Origin of the sequence: Haloarcula sp. CGMCC 1.2071 (assembly GCF_037078445.1) — an archaeon.
GTDB lineage: Archaea > Halobacteriota > Halobacteria > Halobacteriales > Haloarculaceae > Haloarcula > Haloarcula amylolytica.
Window position 1 is genome coordinate 25,650 of record NZ_JAYMGY010000011.1, and the last position, 18,731, is coordinate 44,380.

Annotated in this window: 15 protein-coding genes; 9 read left to right on the top strand and 6 right to left on the bottom strand. The window is 59.4% G+C overall.

Annotation, left to right across the window (positions count from 1 at the left end; genetic code table 11):
* The first annotated feature begins 93 nt into the window (after window positions 1-93).
* The 6 genes from VI234_RS16810 (at window position 94) to VI234_RS16835 (ending at window position 7,918) form a co-directional block, all read left to right on the top strand.
* A complete protein-coding gene (locus VI234_RS16810; protein ID WP_336330649.1) occupies window positions 94-1,797 on the top strand; it encodes a thiamine pyrophosphate-binding protein in 1,704 nt (567 codons plus the stop codon).
* 61 nt (window positions 1,798-1,858) lie between these two features.
* Window positions 1,859-2,821 carry an NAD-dependent epimerase/dehydratase family protein gene (locus tag VI234_RS16815; RefSeq protein ID WP_008308429.1) on the top strand — a complete coding sequence of 321 codons (963 nt, stop codon included), beginning with the start codon at window positions 1,859-1,861 and terminating at the stop codon, window positions 2,819-2,821.
* A 116-nt stretch (window positions 2,822-2,937) separates the two neighbouring features.
* Window positions 2,938-4,206: a M24 family metallopeptidase gene (locus VI234_RS16820; RefSeq protein ID WP_008308427.1), complete on the top strand. Its 1,269-nt coding sequence runs from the start codon at window positions 2,938-2,940 to the stop codon at window positions 4,204-4,206.
* 86 nt (window positions 4,207-4,292) lie between these two features.
* Window positions 4,293-5,297 (top strand): LLM class flavin-dependent oxidoreductase, encoded by a 1,005-nt coding sequence (locus VI234_RS16825; protein ID WP_336330650.1) that lies wholly within the window; start codon window positions 4,293-4,295, stop codon window positions 5,295-5,297.
* A gap of 166 nt (window positions 5,298-5,463) precedes the next feature.
* On the top strand, window positions 5,464-5,847 hold the full coding sequence (locus VI234_RS16830; protein WP_008308422.1) for a PaaI family thioesterase: 384 nt from the start codon (window positions 5,464-5,466) through the stop codon (window positions 5,845-5,847).
* 70 nt (window positions 5,848-5,917) lie between these two features.
* The gene (locus tag VI234_RS16835; RefSeq protein WP_336330651.1) at window positions 5,918-7,918 is read left to right on the top strand and encodes an AMP-binding protein; all 2,001 of its coding nucleotides are present in this window, start codon (window positions 5,918-5,920) and stop codon (window positions 7,916-7,918) included.
* A gap of 113 nt (window positions 7,919-8,031) precedes the next feature.
* Here the strand turns inward: VI234_RS16835 and npdG are convergent, their stop codons facing one another.
* Window positions 8,032-8,703 (bottom strand): NADPH-dependent F420 reductase, encoded by a 672-nt coding sequence (gene npdG, locus VI234_RS16840; RefSeq protein WP_008308418.1) that lies wholly within the window; start codon window positions 8,701-8,703, stop codon window positions 8,032-8,034.
* Between the two features lie 132 nt (window positions 8,704-8,835).
* The gene (locus tag VI234_RS16845) at window positions 8,836-10,197 is read right to left on the bottom strand and encodes an NAD-dependent succinate-semialdehyde dehydrogenase (RefSeq protein WP_336330652.1); all 1,362 of its coding nucleotides are present in this window, start codon (window positions 10,195-10,197) and stop codon (window positions 8,836-8,838) included.
* A 104-nt stretch (window positions 10,198-10,301) separates the two neighbouring features.
* Here VI234_RS16845 and VI234_RS16850 point away from each other — a divergent pair, with 104 nt between their 5' ends.
* A complete protein-coding gene (locus tag VI234_RS16850; protein WP_008308414.1) occupies window positions 10,302-11,021 on the top strand; it encodes an EthD family reductase in 720 nt (239 codons plus the stop codon).
* A gap of 1 nt (window position 11,022) precedes the next feature.
* Window positions 11,023-11,607: an HD domain-containing protein gene (locus tag VI234_RS16855; protein WP_008308413.1), complete on the top strand. Its 585-nt coding sequence runs from the start codon at window positions 11,023-11,025 to the stop codon at window positions 11,605-11,607.
* Window positions 11,608-12,195: 588 nt separating this feature from the next.
* On the opposite strand, the gene VI234_RS16860 is transcribed toward VI234_RS16855, so the two are convergent.
* The 4 genes from VI234_RS16860 to VI234_RS16875 all read right to left on the bottom strand — a co-directional run bounded on the left by VI234_RS16860 (window position 12,196) and on the right by VI234_RS16875 (window position 16,839).
* Complete coding sequence (locus VI234_RS16860) at window positions 12,196-13,254, bottom strand: glucose 1-dehydrogenase (RefSeq protein ID WP_008308412.1); 1,059 nt, start codon at window positions 13,252-13,254, stop codon at window positions 12,196-12,198.
* 452 nt (window positions 13,255-13,706) lie between these two features.
* A complete protein-coding gene (locus tag VI234_RS16865) occupies window positions 13,707-14,453 on the bottom strand; it encodes an IclR family transcriptional regulator (RefSeq protein ID WP_336330653.1) in 747 nt (248 codons plus the stop codon).
* A 52-nt stretch (window positions 14,454-14,505) separates the two neighbouring features.
* The gene (gene dgoD, locus VI234_RS16870) at window positions 14,506-15,654 is read right to left on the bottom strand and encodes a galactonate dehydratase (RefSeq protein ID WP_008308410.1); all 1,149 of its coding nucleotides are present in this window, start codon (window positions 15,652-15,654) and stop codon (window positions 14,506-14,508) included.
* Between the two features lie 177 nt (window positions 15,655-15,831).
* Window positions 15,832-16,839, bottom strand: coding sequence for an SIS domain-containing protein (locus VI234_RS16875; protein ID WP_336330654.1), 1,008 nt, complete (start codon window positions 16,837-16,839; stop codon window positions 15,832-15,834).
* A gap of 243 nt (window positions 16,840-17,082) precedes the next feature.
* Between VI234_RS16875 and VI234_RS16880 the strand changes: the two genes are divergently transcribed.
* A complete protein-coding gene (locus VI234_RS16880) occupies window positions 17,083-18,450 on the top strand; it encodes an extracellular solute-binding protein (protein ID WP_336330655.1) in 1,368 nt (455 codons plus the stop codon).
* Window positions 18,451-18,731: the final 281 nt, after the last annotated feature.

Here is an 18,731-nt window from a genome sequence, read left to right on the forward strand (position 1 = left end):
TGGTGCAACGTTGACCCCAAACTCTATATCTTGGGAGTCACCCACAGTGGGACGTAACGCGACAATCGATAATGACTCCCAAATTCACTACCCATGACTGAAACAGGAAAGCGCCTTGTCGAAGAACTGGACGAACAAGGCGTCGAGTACGTCTTCGGATATCCCGGCGGTCGTGCCATCGAGATTCTCGATCACGTACCGGATGCCGACGTCGAGATGGTTCGACCGCGCGACGAGCGCGAAGCCAGCGTCATGGCCGAGATGCACGGGCGCCTCACCGGCAATCCCGGGGTCCTCGCGGGGCAGGGCCCCTGGATCGGGAGCCTCGGCGCGATCGGCCAGATGGAGGGAAAGCTCGCTTCCTCCCCAATGGTCGTCATTACCGAGGCGAGCGAGCGTGGCGACTATTCGACGCTCGCGCCGTACCAGCAGGCTCGCGGTGACTACGGCGGACTGGACCTGCCGTCCGCGCTCGATGCCTACACCAAGGAAAACTGGTTCCCGCGCTCACCGACGGAGACGGTACGGAGCCTCCAGCTCGCGTTCAAACACGCGACTGCCGGCCGGCCGGGGCCAACGGCAATAATCCTCGACGGTGACGCCGTCACCGAGGAGATGCCCGAGGACCCGATTCCGCCGGTCTGGGACGGCCACGATCAGGTGCAAAACTGGGAATCGCGACCGGCCCGCGAGGACGTCCAGACAGCGATAACAGCCCTGAGCGAAGCTGACCGACCGGTCATCATCGCCGGCAACGGCGTTCACGCGGCCGACGCCTACGACCAGCTCGAAACTGTCGCTGAGGCTACTGATGCCGTCGTCACTACCTCCTATCTCGGCAAGTCGACGTTCCCCGAAACCCACGACCTGGCTGCGGGCGTTATCGGCTCCTTCGGGCACGAGGGCGCAAATCAGGTTGTCAGCGAGGCAGACGTCCTCCTCGTCGTGGGCTGTCGGATGAACCCGATGGACACGAACTGGCAGTCACCGGAGTTCATCCGACCCGACGAGCAGACAATCATCCACGCTGACATCGACACACGCAACGCTGGCTGGGTCTACCCCGCAGATGTTGCACTCATCGGTGACGCCGCACAGAGCCTCGACGACCTGGCGGCAAACCTCCCCGAGAGCGCTGGAAACGACTGGGCGCGCGACCGTGCGGCCGCGGCGCAGGAGTCGTTTTACGCCCCCAGATGCGAGTCGGACGCGTCGCCGATCAAGCCACAGCGGGCAGTCAAGGAGATCGAGGCAGTGGTTGATTCGGAGACCATCGTGACCGCCGACTCGGGCAATAACCGATTCTGGTTGCTGAACTACCTCCAGACACCGGACACCGGGACCTACTACGGCAGCGGTGGCGTCGGCGCGATGGGATGGGCAACGCCGGCCGCGGTGTCCGCCGCCATCACGACGGAAAAAGATGTCATCGCCGTCGCCGGCGACGGTGGCTTCACCATGACGATGACGAGTGTGGAGACAGCCGTCGAGAACGGCGTCGCGCCCACGTTCGTCGTCCTCAACGACACCAGCCTGGGGATGGTCCGTCAGATGCAACACGAGGCGGGCGATATCGCCGGCGTCGAGTTCCACGATACCGACTTCGTGAAGGCAGCCGAGGCGTTCGGTGCCGAAGCGACGCAGGCTGTGACGCCTGCTGAACTCGCGGATGCACTCGCTGAGGGGACCAGCGCCGATGTCCCGTTCGTCATCGACGTTCGCATCGACCGGGACGAAGAGATGGTCGAGTCCCTCCAGTCGTCGTTCTACAAGGAAGTCGGCGGGCTCCACGAATGACGTCCCAGACACGGGTTAGCAAAGAATATAAATCAACCACGGAACACACACTGATATAACAATGACAGATACGACGGTGCTTGTCACTGGTGGAACCGGCTTCCTCGGCTCGTATGTGGTCGAGGACCTCATCGAACACGGTCACGACGTCGTCGCCTACGACCTCTCGACGGACGACCACATCCTCTCGAAGTTGGGTGTCGCCGACGACGTGACCATCCGACGCGGTGACGTCTCGGAGGCGACGGACGTGATCCGGGCGGTGAAGGAGACGGGGACGACACACATCGTTCACCTTGCGGCACTGCTGACGAACACAGCACGGGACAACCCGCGGGCTGGCCTCGATGTCAACATCAAAGGGACGAACAACGTCTTCGAGGCCGCACGCACCCTCGACGACCAGATAGAGCGTGTCACCTGGGCCTCCAGCGCTGCAGTGTACGCGCCGCCACACAACTACGCCGCCGAGTACGTTGACGAGAGCGAACTCGTCTATCCTGACACGCTCTACGGCGCGACCAAGGAGTACAACGAACATCAGGCCCGTGTCTACCACGAGGACTACGGCGTTGACCACGTTGGGCTTCGTCCGACAGTCGCGTACGGCCCCTACCGCGAAACCGGTGGGTCGGCGTTCCTCGCAAACATCATCGAAAAACCGGCACTCGGCGAACCGTTCAGCGTCGAGTACGGTGACCAGGTGATCGACTGGCAACACGCCCGCGATATCGCGCAGGCGTTCCGGAAAGCGACGTTCGTTGACGAGGACAACCTCAGCCAGCGTATCTACAACGTCCGCGGCGTCCTCGCGACTATCCGTGAAGCCGCCAACGCTGTCCGGGAAATCGTCCCGGACGCCGACCTCGATGTCTCCGACGAGGGCGAACTCCCCTGGACGCAGAATCTCGATATGACCGCTGCGCAGAACGATCTCGGCTACGAGGTCGAGTACGACCTCGAATCCGGGTTCCGGTCCTACATCAACACGCTCCGGGAAGAGAACGGGCTCGAACCGCTCTGACACTGGCCCGCCGGCTGTGTGCGTGCTTCCGAACAGGAGTGGCTGCGAGCGTGTTTGCCTCATTGTATCAGGGTGAACCCGGTGTTTGATTAGGGACCTCCGTGTACGCACAGGTGATGTACGAGCGCGACTTCATGGAAGGAACGCGTGGCACCATGGCCGTCGACTGGGAAGAGCGGATCGACGTCCAGCGGATGCGACGCGAGCGCAAAGAGCGAGCCCTCGACCGACTGCAGGACTCCGAACTGGGGTCGATGCTGCTTATCAATGACCCGAATGTCCGGTACGTCACTGGGCTGGCGATGACCGGTGGGAGCGGGGCAGATCACTACACGCTCCTGACCGAAGACGGCGACGTAGTCCACTGGGACACTGCGGACCACGCATCGAACCAGCGGTTCAACTGTCCCTGGCTCGACGACATCCGGTATGCCTGTCCCGGGCTCGGCAACGTTCCCCGGGCGTCAGGCAGCGCCTCCGCGCGTGACTGGCTCAAAGACAAGATGGCCGAGACGGTGTACACGGCCATGGAGGAGTACGGTGTCGACCGGGAGCCGATGGGTATCGACGTGGGGAACGGGACGCTCATCCAGAAGTTCGAGGACCGCGGCGTCGATGTCGACACCAGTGCAGCGACCGACATCATGCTCGACGCGCGGAAGACCAAAACCCGCGACGAGGTCGAGTGTCTGCGACAGGTCGCTGCCATCTGTGAAGCGGGTTTCCAGAAGATTACGGAGAGTGCAAAACCGGGCAAGCGGGAATCGGAAGTCTGGGGCGACGCAGTCGGCGAACTCTGGGGCCACGGCGCGATGGCCCAGGGTGGCTACGTGACCGCTGGTCCGAACACCTGGCCGAAACACCAGGCGAACACGACCGACCGAATGATCCGGCCGAACGACCTCGTCTACGCGGATTTCTACAACATCGGCTACCTGGGCTACCGCTCCTGTTACTACCGAACGTTCAGCATGGGCGAACCGACGCAGGCACAGAAAGACGCCTACGAAAAAGCGCGTGACGACCTCTACGACGTCCTCGAACGAATCGAGCCGGGGGCCACGACCGACGAGATCTGCAAGGGCTTCCCCGACAGAGAGGGGGAGCATATGGACTGGTACGACGCCGACGAGTTCTGGCAGATGACGACCAACCACTGGGCCCATGGGCTGGGGCTACAGCTCTACGAGACGCCGCTCATCTGGCGCGGGCTCTCGCCGGACCACCCGATTGAAATCGAGGAGGGCATGACGATGGCTGTCGAGACGATGCAGCCCGCGGAGCGGCAGGGCGTCCGCGTAGAGGAGATGGTCGTCGTCCGTGAGAACGGCGTCGAAATCCTCAGTGAGTGGCCCGTGTCGGAGATCACTCGGATCGACTACTGACTGGCAGGCATCGCGGCCGGTCTCACGCACTGTTTGGGTGCCGGCGCGCCACTACCGTTAAGTCGGTCGCGCCGTAACGGGGATTTATGCAACTGGGAACAGGCCTGTTTACCTGTCAGCAGCGCCCGGACGACGACCGCGAAACCAGCGAGATTTACGACGAAATGCTCGAACTGGGGGAAGTTATCGACAATGCGGGTCTCGATAGCGCCTGGGTCTCAGAGCATCACTTCCTCGACGACGACTATCTATCGGGCGTCACGCCGGCGCTTGGGGCGTTAGCCGCAGTCACCGACGACATCGAAATCGGGTCCTGCATCGCACTCGCGCCGCTGTACGATTCGATCCGGCTCGCCGAGGATATCGCAACGGTGGACCAGATATCCGGTGGCCGCACGACGCTCGGGCTGGCGATTGGCTCCAACGTCTCCGAGTTTGACGCTTTCGGGATTCCTGACGACGAACGGGCCGAGCGGCTAGTCGATACGGTCAACACACTTCGCGGGGCCTGGTCTGACGGGCCGCTTAACTACGACCCGGAGTTCCACGACATCTCGTCGGACGTCACCGTGACACCGAAGCCTGCCCACGACGTCCCACTCATGCTCGGAGGCGCGTCGCGGCCTGCCGTCCGGCGGGCCGCCCGAACCGCCGACGCATGGTGTGCCCCGTCGTCACTGTCAGTCGGTGGCGTCCGCAAGCGTGTTGAGGACATCCGTAACGTCCGCGACGACGAGGATATCGAGGGCGACTTTCAGGTATATGTCCTGCAGCATGGGTTCGTCGGCGACTCCCGCGAGGACGCGTGGGAGCGGATGCGCGACGGCTACCTCTACATCCAGCGCCGGTACGAGGAGATATTCTCCGGCGAGACGGTTGCGGAACTGGACGAAGACCGCAAACAGGAACTCAAAGAACAGGCTATCTTCGGGACGCCCGAGCAAGTCACGGCGGAACTCGAAACGTACCGCGAGGCGCTGGGCGACGACATTCACTTCATCTTCCGGACGTACCACCCGGGAACCGGAACGCAGGAGATGGCCGAGTGTATCCGGCGGCTGGGTGAAGAGGTGCAGCCGAAGGTCAGGTGAGAACTGGGACATCGTGTCTGTGACCGGCGAGACGCCAGACGAAGTCCGGGCCAAAGGGACTGAGACACTACGAGCGCCAGGGGACTCCCTTGATGCCGCCCGTGTGGTCCGGCCCCCTGTGAACACCAATACTTATTTCCCCAGGTGAAGAACCGAATAGATGAGTATGGACATCGAAGCGTTCTTCGAGAACATGCCGTTTGCCGACCTGCTCGATATCGAAATAACCACAGTCGACAACGGGTACGCCGAAGGCCATATCGAAATGCGCGAAGAACTGTCGTGGAACGAAGACCAGATAATGGCCCATGGCGGCGTTACATTCACGCTCGCAGACACCGTTGGCGGGGCCGCGCTCGTGTCCCTCGTCGACCAGCCGGTGCCGACCATTGACATGCGTATCGACTACCTCGAAGCCGGGACAGGTGACCTCCGAGCGGAGGCGGACGTGGTTCGCCACGGGGGAGACGTTGGTGTCGTCAGTGTTGACGTGTACGCTGAAGACGGCACACAGGTCGCGGACGCACGCGGCGTCTACAAGACGGGGTAGCTCAACTAGACGGTAGCTCGACTGCAGCGACTGCACAGCTTCCGGACACTGTCACAGCCACTTGAATCCAATGTCAGACTCACTCACAGCACTCGAGGAGGTACGGTACGAACCGAGCGAGGCGTTCGTCACCCAGAGCAACGTCTACGCGTTCATGCAAGCGCACGGCATCGAGACCTTCGAAGAACTCCACAGACGGACGGTCACCGATATCGACGGTGAGCCGGCGTCCGGACTTGACTGGTTCTGGGACGAGATAGTCGACTATCTCGACCTGGAATTTTACGAGGCGTACGAGCAAGTCCGCGATGACACAGACGGTCCGCAGTTCACGGACTGGTACGTCGGTGGAGAACTCAATATCGCTCACAACGTCGTCGACCGTCACGCGGCCCCAGATTCAGAGAACCGAAATACCGTCGCGACAATCTGGGAAGGCGAGGACGGGACCGTCCGTGAGGTCACCTATCACGAACTCCACCAGCAGGCCAATCAAGTCGCCAATGCACTCGAAGAGCGCGGTGTCGGAACCGGCGACACCGTCGGGCTGTACATGCCGATGGTCCCGGAAATCGTCCCGCTACTGTATGGTTGTTTCAAAGTGGGTGCGATTGCCGTCCCTATCTTCTCCGGCTTCGGGGTCGACGCGACAGCAACCCGCATCGAAGACGCCGAGTGTTCAGTCCTGTTCACCGGTGATGGCTTCTACCGTCGGGGAAGCGAAATCGACCTGAAGTCGGCCGCAGACGAGGCTATCGAAGCGGCCGGCCACGTCGAGCACACAATCGTCTACAATCGGCTAGGTTCTGCGGAGTCTGCCCTCTCGTGGGACCCCGCTCGTGACGAATGGTGGGCGGATGCAGTCGGTTCCCAGTCTGCCGACTACGAGACCCAGTCGCTTCCCGCCGATCACGAGTCGATGCTGCTGTACTCGTCCGGGACAACGGGCAAACCCAAGGGTATCGTCCACACGCACGCTGGCGGGCTCGTCCAGCCGGCGAAGGAGATCTTCTTTTCGTTCGACCACAAGCCCGCAGACCGCTTTTTCTGGGTCTCGGACATCGGCTGGATGATGGGGCCGTGGACGCTAATCGGCAATCACGCCCACGGTGGAACCGTCTTCCTGTACGAGGGGGCACCCGACTATCCAGACCCGGACCGGTTCTGGGAGCTGATCGACACCCACAATCTGTCGGTGTTCGGAATTTCACCGACAGCAATCCGTGCGCTACAGAAACACGGCGACGAGTGGCTGGAGGGACACGACCTCTCGACGCTGCGCCTGCTGGGTTCGACCGGTGAGCCGTGGGACCCGGACTCCTGGGAGTGGTTCCTTGAGAACGTCGGCGGCGGGACGACACCGATTATGAACATCTCCGGGGGAACGGAGATTTTCGGCTGTTTCCTCCAGCCGACGCCGCTGCATTCGCTGAAGCCGGGGACGCTCGGCGGCCCGGCGCTCGGCATGGACATCGACGTCGTCGATGCACAGGGGGAATCCGTCGCCGAAGCCAACGAGAAGGGGTATCTGGTCTGTCAGTCGTCAGCGCCGTCGATGACAAAATCGCTGTGGAGCGGTGACGAGCGGTACCTCGAAGAGTACTGGTCGCGGTTCGGCGATATGTGGGACCACGGCGACTGGGCCCAGAAAGACGAGGACGGTTTCTGGTTCCTGCACGGTCGTTCGGACGACGTGCTCAACGTCGCCGGCCGGAAGGTCGGCCCGGCCGAGGTCGAGAGCGCACTCATCGAACACGATGCGGTCAACGCCGCTGTTGCGATCGGTGCGGACGACGAAACGAAGGGGACCGCGGTCGTCACATACGTCATCTGCAACGAGGGGTACGAGGAATCAGACGAGCTTCGCGAGACGTTGCGGACGCAGGTCGGGACTGCGCTCGGCAAGCCGTTCCGACCGCGTGAACTCCACTTCGTCGACGCGTTCCCGAAGACCCAGTCGGGAAAGATTGTCCGTCGAATCGTTCAGAACGTCTACGAGGGGGCAGCACTGGGGGACCTCTCGAGTATCGAAAACCCCGACGCGATCGACGAAATCGACAACGCGCGATGAGATAATTCCCGACCTGGTTGCGACTGTTTACAGATACAGGCAAACGCGAGGACGTCGCCGATCTCGCTACGATACTATCGAACCGCGGCGGCGGACGGAAGCGCGGCCGGCGTCTACGTAAAGCTCACACCGACATCGTGCATATCCTCGTTGTATCGAGCGATGTTGATGAGCAGCGGCGTCAGACTCTCGACTTCCGCGGCGTTCGAAAGCGGCCCAGCAGGGATCGGTCGGACGCCCGCCAGGTCATCGGTTAGCGCCACGACTCGTTCACTGACCGCCGGGTCGTCCGCGACCACTAGCGTATCCACATCGAGCGTGGCCTCCAGATCCGCTAGCCGGTCCGCGGCGAGGTTATGGAACGCGCCGGCCACTGGAACCGATTCAGGGGCCCGCTCCGCGACAAACTCAGTTACGCTTCCCGTCGACGGCGGTCGGTAGTGGAGCCCATCCCCGTCGCCGTTCATCCCGACGGCAGGGCTGATGAGCAGTTGGTCCGAGAGCACGTCATCCGCAGTCAGTGCTTCAACCGTATCGCCGACGTGGTGTGGCGGAATAGCCAGGATAACCACGTCTGCACCGGCCGCGGCGCTACTGTTGTCTGTCCCGTTGATTCCAGTCTCGACGCCGTGATCGGACAGTCGTTCTTCGTACGCGCTCGCCCGGTCGGTGGCTTTTGCAGCGTCCCGTGAGCCGATCGTAATCGTATGGTCCGTGTCCGAGGCAAACCGCATCGCGAGTCCCTCACCGATGTCACCAGTACCGCCCAGTATTGCTAACTCCATGCGCTTGCATAATGTCCCTTGAAACAAGAAGGTTTGTTCTATCGCGCGAACCGCTGGATCGTAGTTGATGCTGGCAGACGAGAGCCGAGCGCGTCAGCAATGTGAAGACCACCCAGTTGAAAACGCGAACGGTTATTCGACCCAGACCGTCTTTTTGTTGACGAACTCTTTGATTCCCATCTCCGAGAGTTCACGACCGTAGCCGGCGTCTTTGATGCCGCCGAACGGAACCCGCGGATCTGATTTGGTCATCTCGTTGATGTAGACACAGCCCGCGGAGACCTCTCGTGCCAGACGCTGGCCGCGTTCCCTGTCCGCAGTCCAGAGGCTCGCACCCAGCCCGAAACGGGTGTCGTTCGCGACTGCAATCGCTTCCTCCGCATCGGCGACCTCGTAGACGGTCGCCACTGGGCCGAACGTCTCCTCGGTGTCAGCAGGGCACCCTGAAGGAACGTCAGTCAGTACTGTCGGCGGGTAGAAGGCCCCGGGCCGGTCAAGCGGTTCGCCGCCAGTCAGCACCGTTGCACCGTCGGCAACGCTATCCCGTACTTGTTCGTGGAGTTCGGCCATGAGGTCCGGATCAGCCTGCGGGCCGACGTCGGTTTCGTCGGCCATCGGGTCGCCGACAGTGAGGTTTTCGAAGGCAGCGACGAGCCGATCAACGTACTCCTCGTAGACGTCTGTGTGAACGATGAAGCGCTTGGCGGCAATGCACGATTGTCCGCCGTTGAGTGTCCGTGCTTGTACCCCAGTCTCAACGGCAGCATCGAGGTCCGCGTCGTCGAGGACGATAAACGGGTCGGACCCACCGAGTTCCAGCACGGTCTTTTTCAGATGTTTACCGGCTGTTTCGGCGACGGCACGACCAGCGGGACCACTTCCGGTAAGCGTCGCCGCGCGAACGCGGTCGTCTGCGAGAACGCCGTCGACGTCGCTAGAGCCGACCAACAACGTTTGGAATGCGCCTTCGGGATAGCCCGCTTCGGTAAACACCTCTTCGAGCGCGAGCGCACACCCGGGAACGTTCGAGGCGTGTTTGAGGAGGCCGACGTTGCCGGCAGTGAGATAGGGCGCGGCAAAGCGAACGACCTGCCAGAACGGGTAGTTCCAGGGCATCACCGCGAGTACCGGCCCGAGCGGGTCGTGGACCGTCTTTACTTCTGTCCCCGGCGGGCTGGGGTGGTGCTCATCGGAGAGATATTTGTGCGCGTATTCAGCGTAGTGGTCACACGCCCAGGCACACTTTTCGACTTCAGCGACGGCCTGAGTGATGGGTTTGCCCATCTCCCGGGTCATCAGCTCTGCGTACCGCTGTTTGTTCTCCCGGAGGACCTCGCCGGCGTTTACAAGCAATTGCTCGCGCTCACGCAACGGGACATCACGCCATTCCTCGAACGTCGATGCGGCTCGGTCCAGTTTTCGTTCGACTGCGTCGTCAGCATCGGGGTCATACACGTCTAGCCGCTCACCCGTGGCTGGGTTTACTGACTCCATATCGGTTCAGTCTTCGGCGTCACGCGTACATTAATCTTTACTGACCTAACTAATCTGATAGACGACAGCGTTAGCTTTTATATTCATAGGTCAGAAATGTGCTGATGATGTACAAGCACGTAGCCCTGTTAGTCAGACAGGACGATATGTCTCACGAGGAGTTCGTCGACTACTGGCAGACCAATCATACGCCGATCGCGAAGGACATCGAGGGCGTGGTTCGCTACCAGCAAGTCCTTCCAACAGAACCAGCACACGCCGAATTCGACGGACTGGCGGAGCTGTACTTCGAGACGCTTGCGGACCTGCACGAGGCGCTGGGTAGTCCCGGCTCCCGTGACTATGACCCCACGAAAGCGGTCGCCGCGAAGGCCCGCGAGGACGTGAACAACTTCCTTGCTGTCGAGGAGCGGCCGCGTATTATCGGCGAGGAGATCGTCCAGAAAGACGAGGTCGACGGCGACACCGACGGCCTCTACAAGCACTCGGCGTTTCTCGTCCGGCAGGACGACATGACACACGATGAGTTCGTCGACTACTGGCAGACCAACCATACGCCGATCGCCCGTGAGATCGAGGGCGTCGTCAAGTACAATACGGTCATCCCCACTGACCCCGAGAACGCCGAGTTCGACGGCGTCGCCGAGCTCTACTTTGACGACCTCGAGAAGCTATACGACGCGCTCGGCAGCGAAGGATCGCGGGATTACGCGCCTGACAGAGGGAAAGCGAAAGCGGCCCGCGAGGACGTGGATAACTTCTTGGCTATCGACGAGCGGCCCCGGTTTATCGGCCAGGAACAGCTCGTCAAGGACGAGGGGTAGTATGCCCGACTACGAGGAGCAAGTCACGGAGGCGTTCCCGGAACTCGACTACATCTCGTCGGACAGCCTCCGCAGCAACGTCATCGAGGCGTGGACACTCGCGCTCGACCGAGGTGGCTGGCGCGACATTACGGATATCCCCTACGCCTGGAACATCCACGAGGTAACCAACGTCAGGCACGTCCGCGGTGTCACCAGAATCGCACGGGAATCCGCTATCGAGCAGCAGGAGTTCCACGGTGCCGATCCCGATATGGACGTCATCGTGGCAGCCACACTACTCCACGACGTCGGAAAGTGCTACGAGTACGTCGACTTCGTCGAGGACGAGAAGCTCCTCGACCCGGACCCGAGATACGCAACCGAAGAGGTCCCACACTCCCTGTCGGGCTATGCACTCGCACACGAGGTCGGCTGTCCGCTGGCGGTCCAGCGAGCGATTCCGCACTTTATCGGCGAGATTCCGACGCGGACACTGGAAGCCGAACTCGTCAAGAGTGCGAACTCCGCGTCCTCGAACGCGATTACGCAGTCAACGATGGGCATCACGCTGCAGGAGTGGGTCGATGAGTACTCCCAGACGTAGCCACTGGCGCGAACGATAGCGCGCTCTGCTAAGGCGTCGACCGGCGAAATTAGTCCATTTGCGATCACTGGTCGGAGGTATGCTATCTCCCCTTCAAAGTTCGCTGACACCTTCGGGTTCGACGGTACGCGGAGACACTAACCACGATTACCCTCACTCGCATTTCGAGCGGGCGGGGCGGGACGACGCAGCGCGTCCACTGTCCGTGCGGCAATGAGTCGAGACCACATCGTCAGTCTCCGAACGCGTTTTGGGGGACAACCGAAGGGATAGCTGTGCATTCAATAACAAAACAGTCGACCGCTTCGAACGTGCTCTGGGATTCAGCAGCTAAATAATGTGTACGGAAGCAGTTTTGAGGGTTTCATTTTGAGGGTTCAATGTATTTCTACGCTCTCAACAGATACTTACGTCTAAACATGCCGTAGGTATCTTCATATAACAATATTGTCGACATAAATGCCTCCAGAGAAGCCCGGTATCGAATTTTCTCGTCAAAAGAGTGACTAAGGCGATTATTTATGTAGAAATGCGGAGGGGATACCACTCTCTCAAGTGAATATGCACATATCGATGGTATGCTGCAGCTTATGTGCTGAATTCGATGTACGATTTGATAGTCTCCGGTGACTCCTCGAATGCGTCTGCAAACTCCGACACCGAACACTGGGTCGTCATGATAGACGCAAGGAACCAGTCCGGGTATTCTGCAAGTGTGTTACGAGCGCGTTTGTAATGCCGGACGTTGGAGTTCACGCTCCCGAGCAACGCTTTGTTCTGGAGGACCAACTGCCTGTGAAGCGCCCCGCCATTGACAGTGAATTCCCAATCCTCGGGGATACCGAGGAGGACGCCGACTCCGTTCGCACCGAGTGCCTCGACCGTCGAAAACGCGTGTTTTGCGTGCCCCGTCGCCTCGAACACCAGATCCATCGGCTCGTGGACATCGGGTATCTCGTCGACGGCCGTCTGTCGAGAATTGACGTAGGTAGCCCCTAGTTCCTCGATAATGTCGATGGTCGGGTCCGGCCGTTCACGACGGCCGAGACAGTACGTCCGCTCACACCGGTCTGCAAGCATCGCCAATGTGAGCAGTCCTAGCGGTCCGTTTCCGAGGACGAGTCCGGCAGAATCCTGCCACTCGAAGGTCGATCTGGAGCGCTGTGCCAGCTCAAGTGCCTTTTCGGCATTGCTGATCGGTTCGACCAGAAATCCGACATCTGCCAGTGGTTCCGGAATTGGGACGAGAAACGATGCGGGTGTGGTGAAGTACTCGGCCATGTAGCCGTGCGCCCCCGCAATCCCCCGTTCGACATACTCACCTGGTGGAGCCATATCGGGCTCGTTGTTCTCGAAGAACCGGCTCGACGTGTTTGCGGGCCGCCGGACTGTCGGGACGACAATCTCTCCCTCGTTCAGCGCGGTCCCGTTCGAGGACTCCACGACGCCGACGGCCTCGTGGCCCAGTATCTGGTAGTCGCTGCCCTCGGGAAACTCGCCATGTGATCCCGATAGCACCTCAAAGTCCGTTCCGTCGATGCCAACACGGAGCGTCCGCACGAGCACCTCTCCCTCGTCCGGTTCCGGGCGCTCGATGTCGATGCGTTCTGGCCGAGTCTTCCCCCGCTTGACAGCGATTGCATCCATTGTTGTAGGTATCCCCGTGAGTGAAACGCACCATCCATCAACAGTTGAATGTTTCGACCAATCGACAGAGGGAGTTCGGCGAAATTATTTCGTATTATGAAAAGCTGTGGGGATGCGGGAAGCATACTGAACGACAGCGGTGGAACGGCAAGCAGATGAAAGCGGACCGGTCCAGCACGGCTACAGGATGATATGTGCAGATTTGGGAGAGGCTGGGTTCAACTAAGTGGATTGGTATAATAAGTGTACGCCTATTATTTCATTCGCGGCACGCTCTCAAATAGTTTCGCTAAAAGAAATACTCTATCTCGGATGAAAGTTTTTGTTGAGATATGTCTGGCATTGCTGAAACTGCCGTCGATCAAATAGGACCGGGGTTGATGCGACTGTACTGGGCATTGCCGATTGGCTGTCCTGATAATGGCCGTGAACAGGGATGGCTGACGAATGACTCAGATTTGCTCCGCATTGAGTTGCCTGACGGCGCTCAGAATCATCCCGGGGACATCCTCCTGTAACCGCTTCCCGCTCAGCCGTTCAGCGTGTCCTGCCACGTACACGGCTGCGGTTGTAGACTGGTCCTGAATCGGAACCGCGACACAGTTTACGTCTGGATACTGCTCGCGACGCTCAAACGCGATACCCCGGTCCCGGATATTGTTGAGTTCGGCGGTGAGCGTCTGGCGATCCGTAATCGTGTTCTCGGTCATTGCAGGCAGACCAGTGTGGTCTAAAATAGCATCGACCGCCTCTGGGTCGGTCGCCGCGAGGATTGCCTTTCCCGGAGCGCTGCAGTGAAAACACGGGGAGTTTACGTGTCTCGGAGAGTCGTCAACGGCGGTATGATAGACGTCGGCAATTTGCTTTTCGCACTTGATAACCAGTCCGGCGGACTCGCCGGTCGTCGCCGATATCTGGTCTATCTGGGGCTTCGTATCGTGGTAGATGGGTGCCTGAGATTTGACGTGTTCGCCGATATCGGCAAACTGTAACGTCAGCTGATAGTTCCCTGTACTCTTTGTAACGTAGCCTGACTGCAACAGCGTATTCAGGTGCTTGTATGTCGTACTCCGAGTGTACCCGAGTTGCTCGGCCACCTCTGAGACGCCAAGCGGCCCGTCGGCGTCTCTGAGCACGTCGACGATGGCGAACGTCTTCATCGGTGCCGAAAGTGTTGCTGTCTCAGTTTTATCGGGCATAAGATTACTACTCCCGTCTATAGCTTAAGTTTTTATTATTATGAAACAATCGTTACCAGTCGGCGACGCTGCCGTCCTCGTGCCGCCATATCGGGTTGTGCCAGTCGAGATCGGCTTCTGCCTTCTCCCGAACGACGTCTAGCGCTACGTCGATACCCAGTCCCGGGCCGTCCAGCGTCTTCAGGTAGCCGTCGTCGAACGCAAACGGGTTCGAATTCAGCAGGTCGTGTGCGGGACTGGTCGTCTCAGAGTGTACGTCGAACCCCTGATCCTGGACTAACAGGTTCGGAACGACCGTATCGACCTGGATCGACGCAGCCAGCGCAATTGGACCCAGTGGGCAGTTCGGTGCAATGGCGACGTCGTGTGACTCCGCCATGTTAGCCAGTTTGACCATCTCTGAAATACCGCCTGCATGAGAGACATCGGGCTGAATCACGTCAATCGCCCCCGTTTTGAGGAGGTCTTTGTAATCCCATCTCGAATACAGTCGCTCACCTGCTGCGATTGGTGCGCGTGTCTGGGCCGCGATGTTCGGAAGGTGTTCGATGTTCTCGGGAAGCACCGGCTCTTCGATGAACATCGGTTCGACGGATTCGAGGCGGTTGGTGAGGGTCTTGGCCATCGATTTTGATACTCGGCCTCTGAAATCGATCCCGATATCCACTCGGTCGTCGACTGCTGTTCGAACGTGCTGAATCCGTTCTGTGATCTCGTCGAGCGACGCCTTTGTTTCGATGAACCGGGTCTGATTCGTCGCATCCATTTTGAGTGCGGTGTAGCCAGCCTCGGCTAACCGCGTCGCTTCTGCAGCGACATCCTCAGGCCGGTCACCGCCTATCCATTTGTACACTCTGACCTTATCGCGGCTTTTGCCACCCAGCAGTTCGTACACAGGTGCACCGAAGTGTTTTCCCTTGATATCCCAGAGCGCCTGATTGATACCAGCGATTGCAGACATCAGGATCGGTCCGCCGCGATAGAACCCGCCACGGTACAGCGCTTGCCAGTGATCCTCGATTCTAAACGGGTCCTTCCCGATGAGATACTGGTCCAGCATCTCCTCGACCGCCGCTCGAACTGTTTTCGCTCTCCCCTCGATGACGGGCTCACCCCACCCCAGAACTCCGGTGTTGGTTTCTAGTTTCAGGAAGACCCAGCGGGGAGGGATTTCGAACAGTTCGTATCCGGTGATTTGCATACTGCCGCATCGTATCCGGAGTGTGATTAACCTTCATGATATAATCTGCATAATCCAGCGCCCGCCGGGATTAATATCGGTTGTGCGGCTGTGTATCGTGGCGTTCGTCCCGCTGGCAGCTATCGACAGGACTCCAGATCGATACGTGCCATTCGCTAGGGTTGCTGGTGTAGCCCGCTATCCCAGCGCACTCCACTCGATATGTTTCGAGAGTTCCGGTGGATCGTCCGGATCGTATCCCTTCTTCACGGCCGTCTTGTACGTGAGCGATTGCAGAATCTTCAACGGGACTATGGGGTGGTCTGGCGATTGGGACGGGAGTTCGATTGAGATGTCTCCACCGTAGTCGTTCGTCGGCCGCCGCAGGACAATTGTGGTCACTCCGGCGTCGCGTAGCTTTGAAACGACCTCGCTGGTCAACGACGACTTCGATTCTCGGGTCGCAATGACGAGTGCCGGCTCACCGGCAGCGTTTGCGATGGGACCGTGGCTGATTTCCGGTGTCGGGAGCGCTGTCGTATGCAACAGTGCACCCTCGCCGAACTTCGTCGCCGCCTCGCCTGCAAGTCCATATTCGATCCCCTGTCCGAGAGTGTAGAGTGTCTTGGCCTCCGCGAGGACGGCGACGGCTGCCTGAAAGTCCTGATCGATGACGTTCCGGCATGTGCGTTGCAGTTCGCTCGGTGTGTACTCACTGTATTTGCTTTCGAGCAACGAGAACGTCAGCATCAGCGCGGCATCGACTGTTTTGGTAGCGAGGACTGCCTTCTCGGTCCCCGCCGGCGTGACGAGGACCTCGTCCGCTACTGACCCCAGCGTCGAATCGTCACTGTTTGTAACACCGATAACGACCGCACCCCCCTCTTTTGCTCGTCGAGCGGCTGTAACGGTTTCAGACGTCTCGCCGGACTGGGAGTAGGCGACGACAACCGTTTCCTCAGTAATCGGCGGACCGGCGAACAGGTATTCTGACGCGGCGTGCGCCGTTGCATCGATGCCGCTCTGGAAAGACGCATACTGACCGATCACGCCGGTCCAGTACGAGGACCCACAGCCGATGAAGTGGACTCGGTCAGCGTGTGCAATACGCTCGCGTGGCTCGGAAAGGTCGTGCGTACTCAGTTCGAAATGATTCAGTCGATCGATACCGGTTCGGATCTCGTCGTAGACTGCGTGTGTAGTCATGTTTTGGTGTTCAAGGGGCGGCACCGTGGTCAGTTGTTTCAACGACAACGCCGGCAGAGACGCTCCGGTCAGCCAGCGACTGTCTGACTGATCGGACTCGCTCTGCGATCACTTAGATTACTGATTGATGGCAGTGGATAATAAAACCATACGATAGGTATTTGTGATAGGCTGTAGGATCTGTTGCGAAGAATATCCTAAACAATTAATTATATATACTACATGGGTCGTTGGTGATAGCATATGTCAGACAGTAGTTTGCGGAGTGGCAAGCGACGTCGCTTCATCAAAAGCGCCGGAGCGGCAACGGTCACGCTGCTCGCGGGCTGTGGCGGCAACGAAAGTTCAGAGAGTTCCGACGGGGACGGCGGGGATGGCGACTCCGGCGCGAGCACCGGGGAGCAATCGAACGATATAACGACACTCACTGTCCGTCACTTCGTCAATGACCACATTGAGACGTTCTACGAGAAGCACAATCCCATACTGAAGAAAGAACACGGGATCAGCGTGGATTTCGAGACGATGGGCTGGGGCGTCGCTCGGAAGAAGCAAAACAACAGTATCTCCACTCGGACCGGTCCGGACGTCGAGGAGATCGCATCGACGTGGATGCCACAACAGGTCAATTCCGACGGCTGGATGGACCTCGAAGAAGCCGGCGTCTCGATGCCGACAGACAATATCTATGATTCGCCGCTTCAGATCGGCAAATTCGACGGTGTCCGGGCTGGGTTCCCCTGGTTCTGGGGACCCCGCGGGCACATTTATTATAAATCGCTGTTCGAGGAAGCCGGTATCGACGGCCCTCCGTCGACCTGGGACGAACTCGCGAATGATGCGTCGAAGTACAACACGCAGGCCGAAAAGTGGGAACAGGAAGGCTACAACACGAGGTACCTGTTCGGCATTCCTGGTGCGAACAACTGGGCAGTCGTCCAGTACTATATGATGCTCATCTGGCAAAACGGCGGGAGCGTGATCGACGGGTCCAAGCCGACATTCGACAGCGACGCGGCGGTGGAGGCGCTGAATTTCTACAAGGACCTGTCGACGACGCACAAAGCGTCCCCACAGGCCTCAGTCGAGTGGAACGGCGTTGCACGGAACAACGCGTTTAGCAGCAAACGGATAGCCTCGACGTGGCAGGGGCTCAGGGTAGCAAACGATATCGACGCCGAACTCGGCGTCGGCAAGCCGCCGGCCGGTCCCCGGGGAGAGTCGTCGACCTTCTTCGGAGTGAACCTCATGGGCATCCATCCCTGGACGAAGAAGAAGAGCGAAGCCGCGACCTTCATCGAGTATCTGATGCAGCCCGAGGTCAACGCAGAACTCGCGAAGGGCTCTGGCTTCTTGCCGACGATCAAGAGTAGCTTCGAGCAAGACGCCTTCCAGGGTGAGCTGTATCAGTCCTTCAGTGAAGACGTTCTGAACAACACAAACGCCAAGACAGCGCCGCAAGTCGTGGGCTGGGGTGATGTCTCCGGAGCGATCAAGGGGGCTGTCACGAAGGTACTCACGAAGGCAGCAACGGACTCCTGGTCCGAAGGCGATACCGAGAAGGCACTCCAACAGGCTGCGATGCAGGCAGAGAACGCGCTTCAGGGATAAACTCCGGAAACAGATCGTTGGAGTGTGGGTCTGTGCTTGTCCCGTCGAATAGCTACTATAGTAGCAATTAAAACGATTTACACACTGATCGCACTGCCGTCGTGCGATCAGGTGTGCATTGATTTTCAACGGCTACTATAGCTTTGTGTCGGGACCGTGTCACTCTACGTCGTGCAGAACGATTAAATACATTGCATAATAATCGATTGTGTATGCTCCTGTCCGCGTACCAGCGAGTCAGACGTCGACTCCCAGCGGTTCATATCCCATACGTTAGCTCG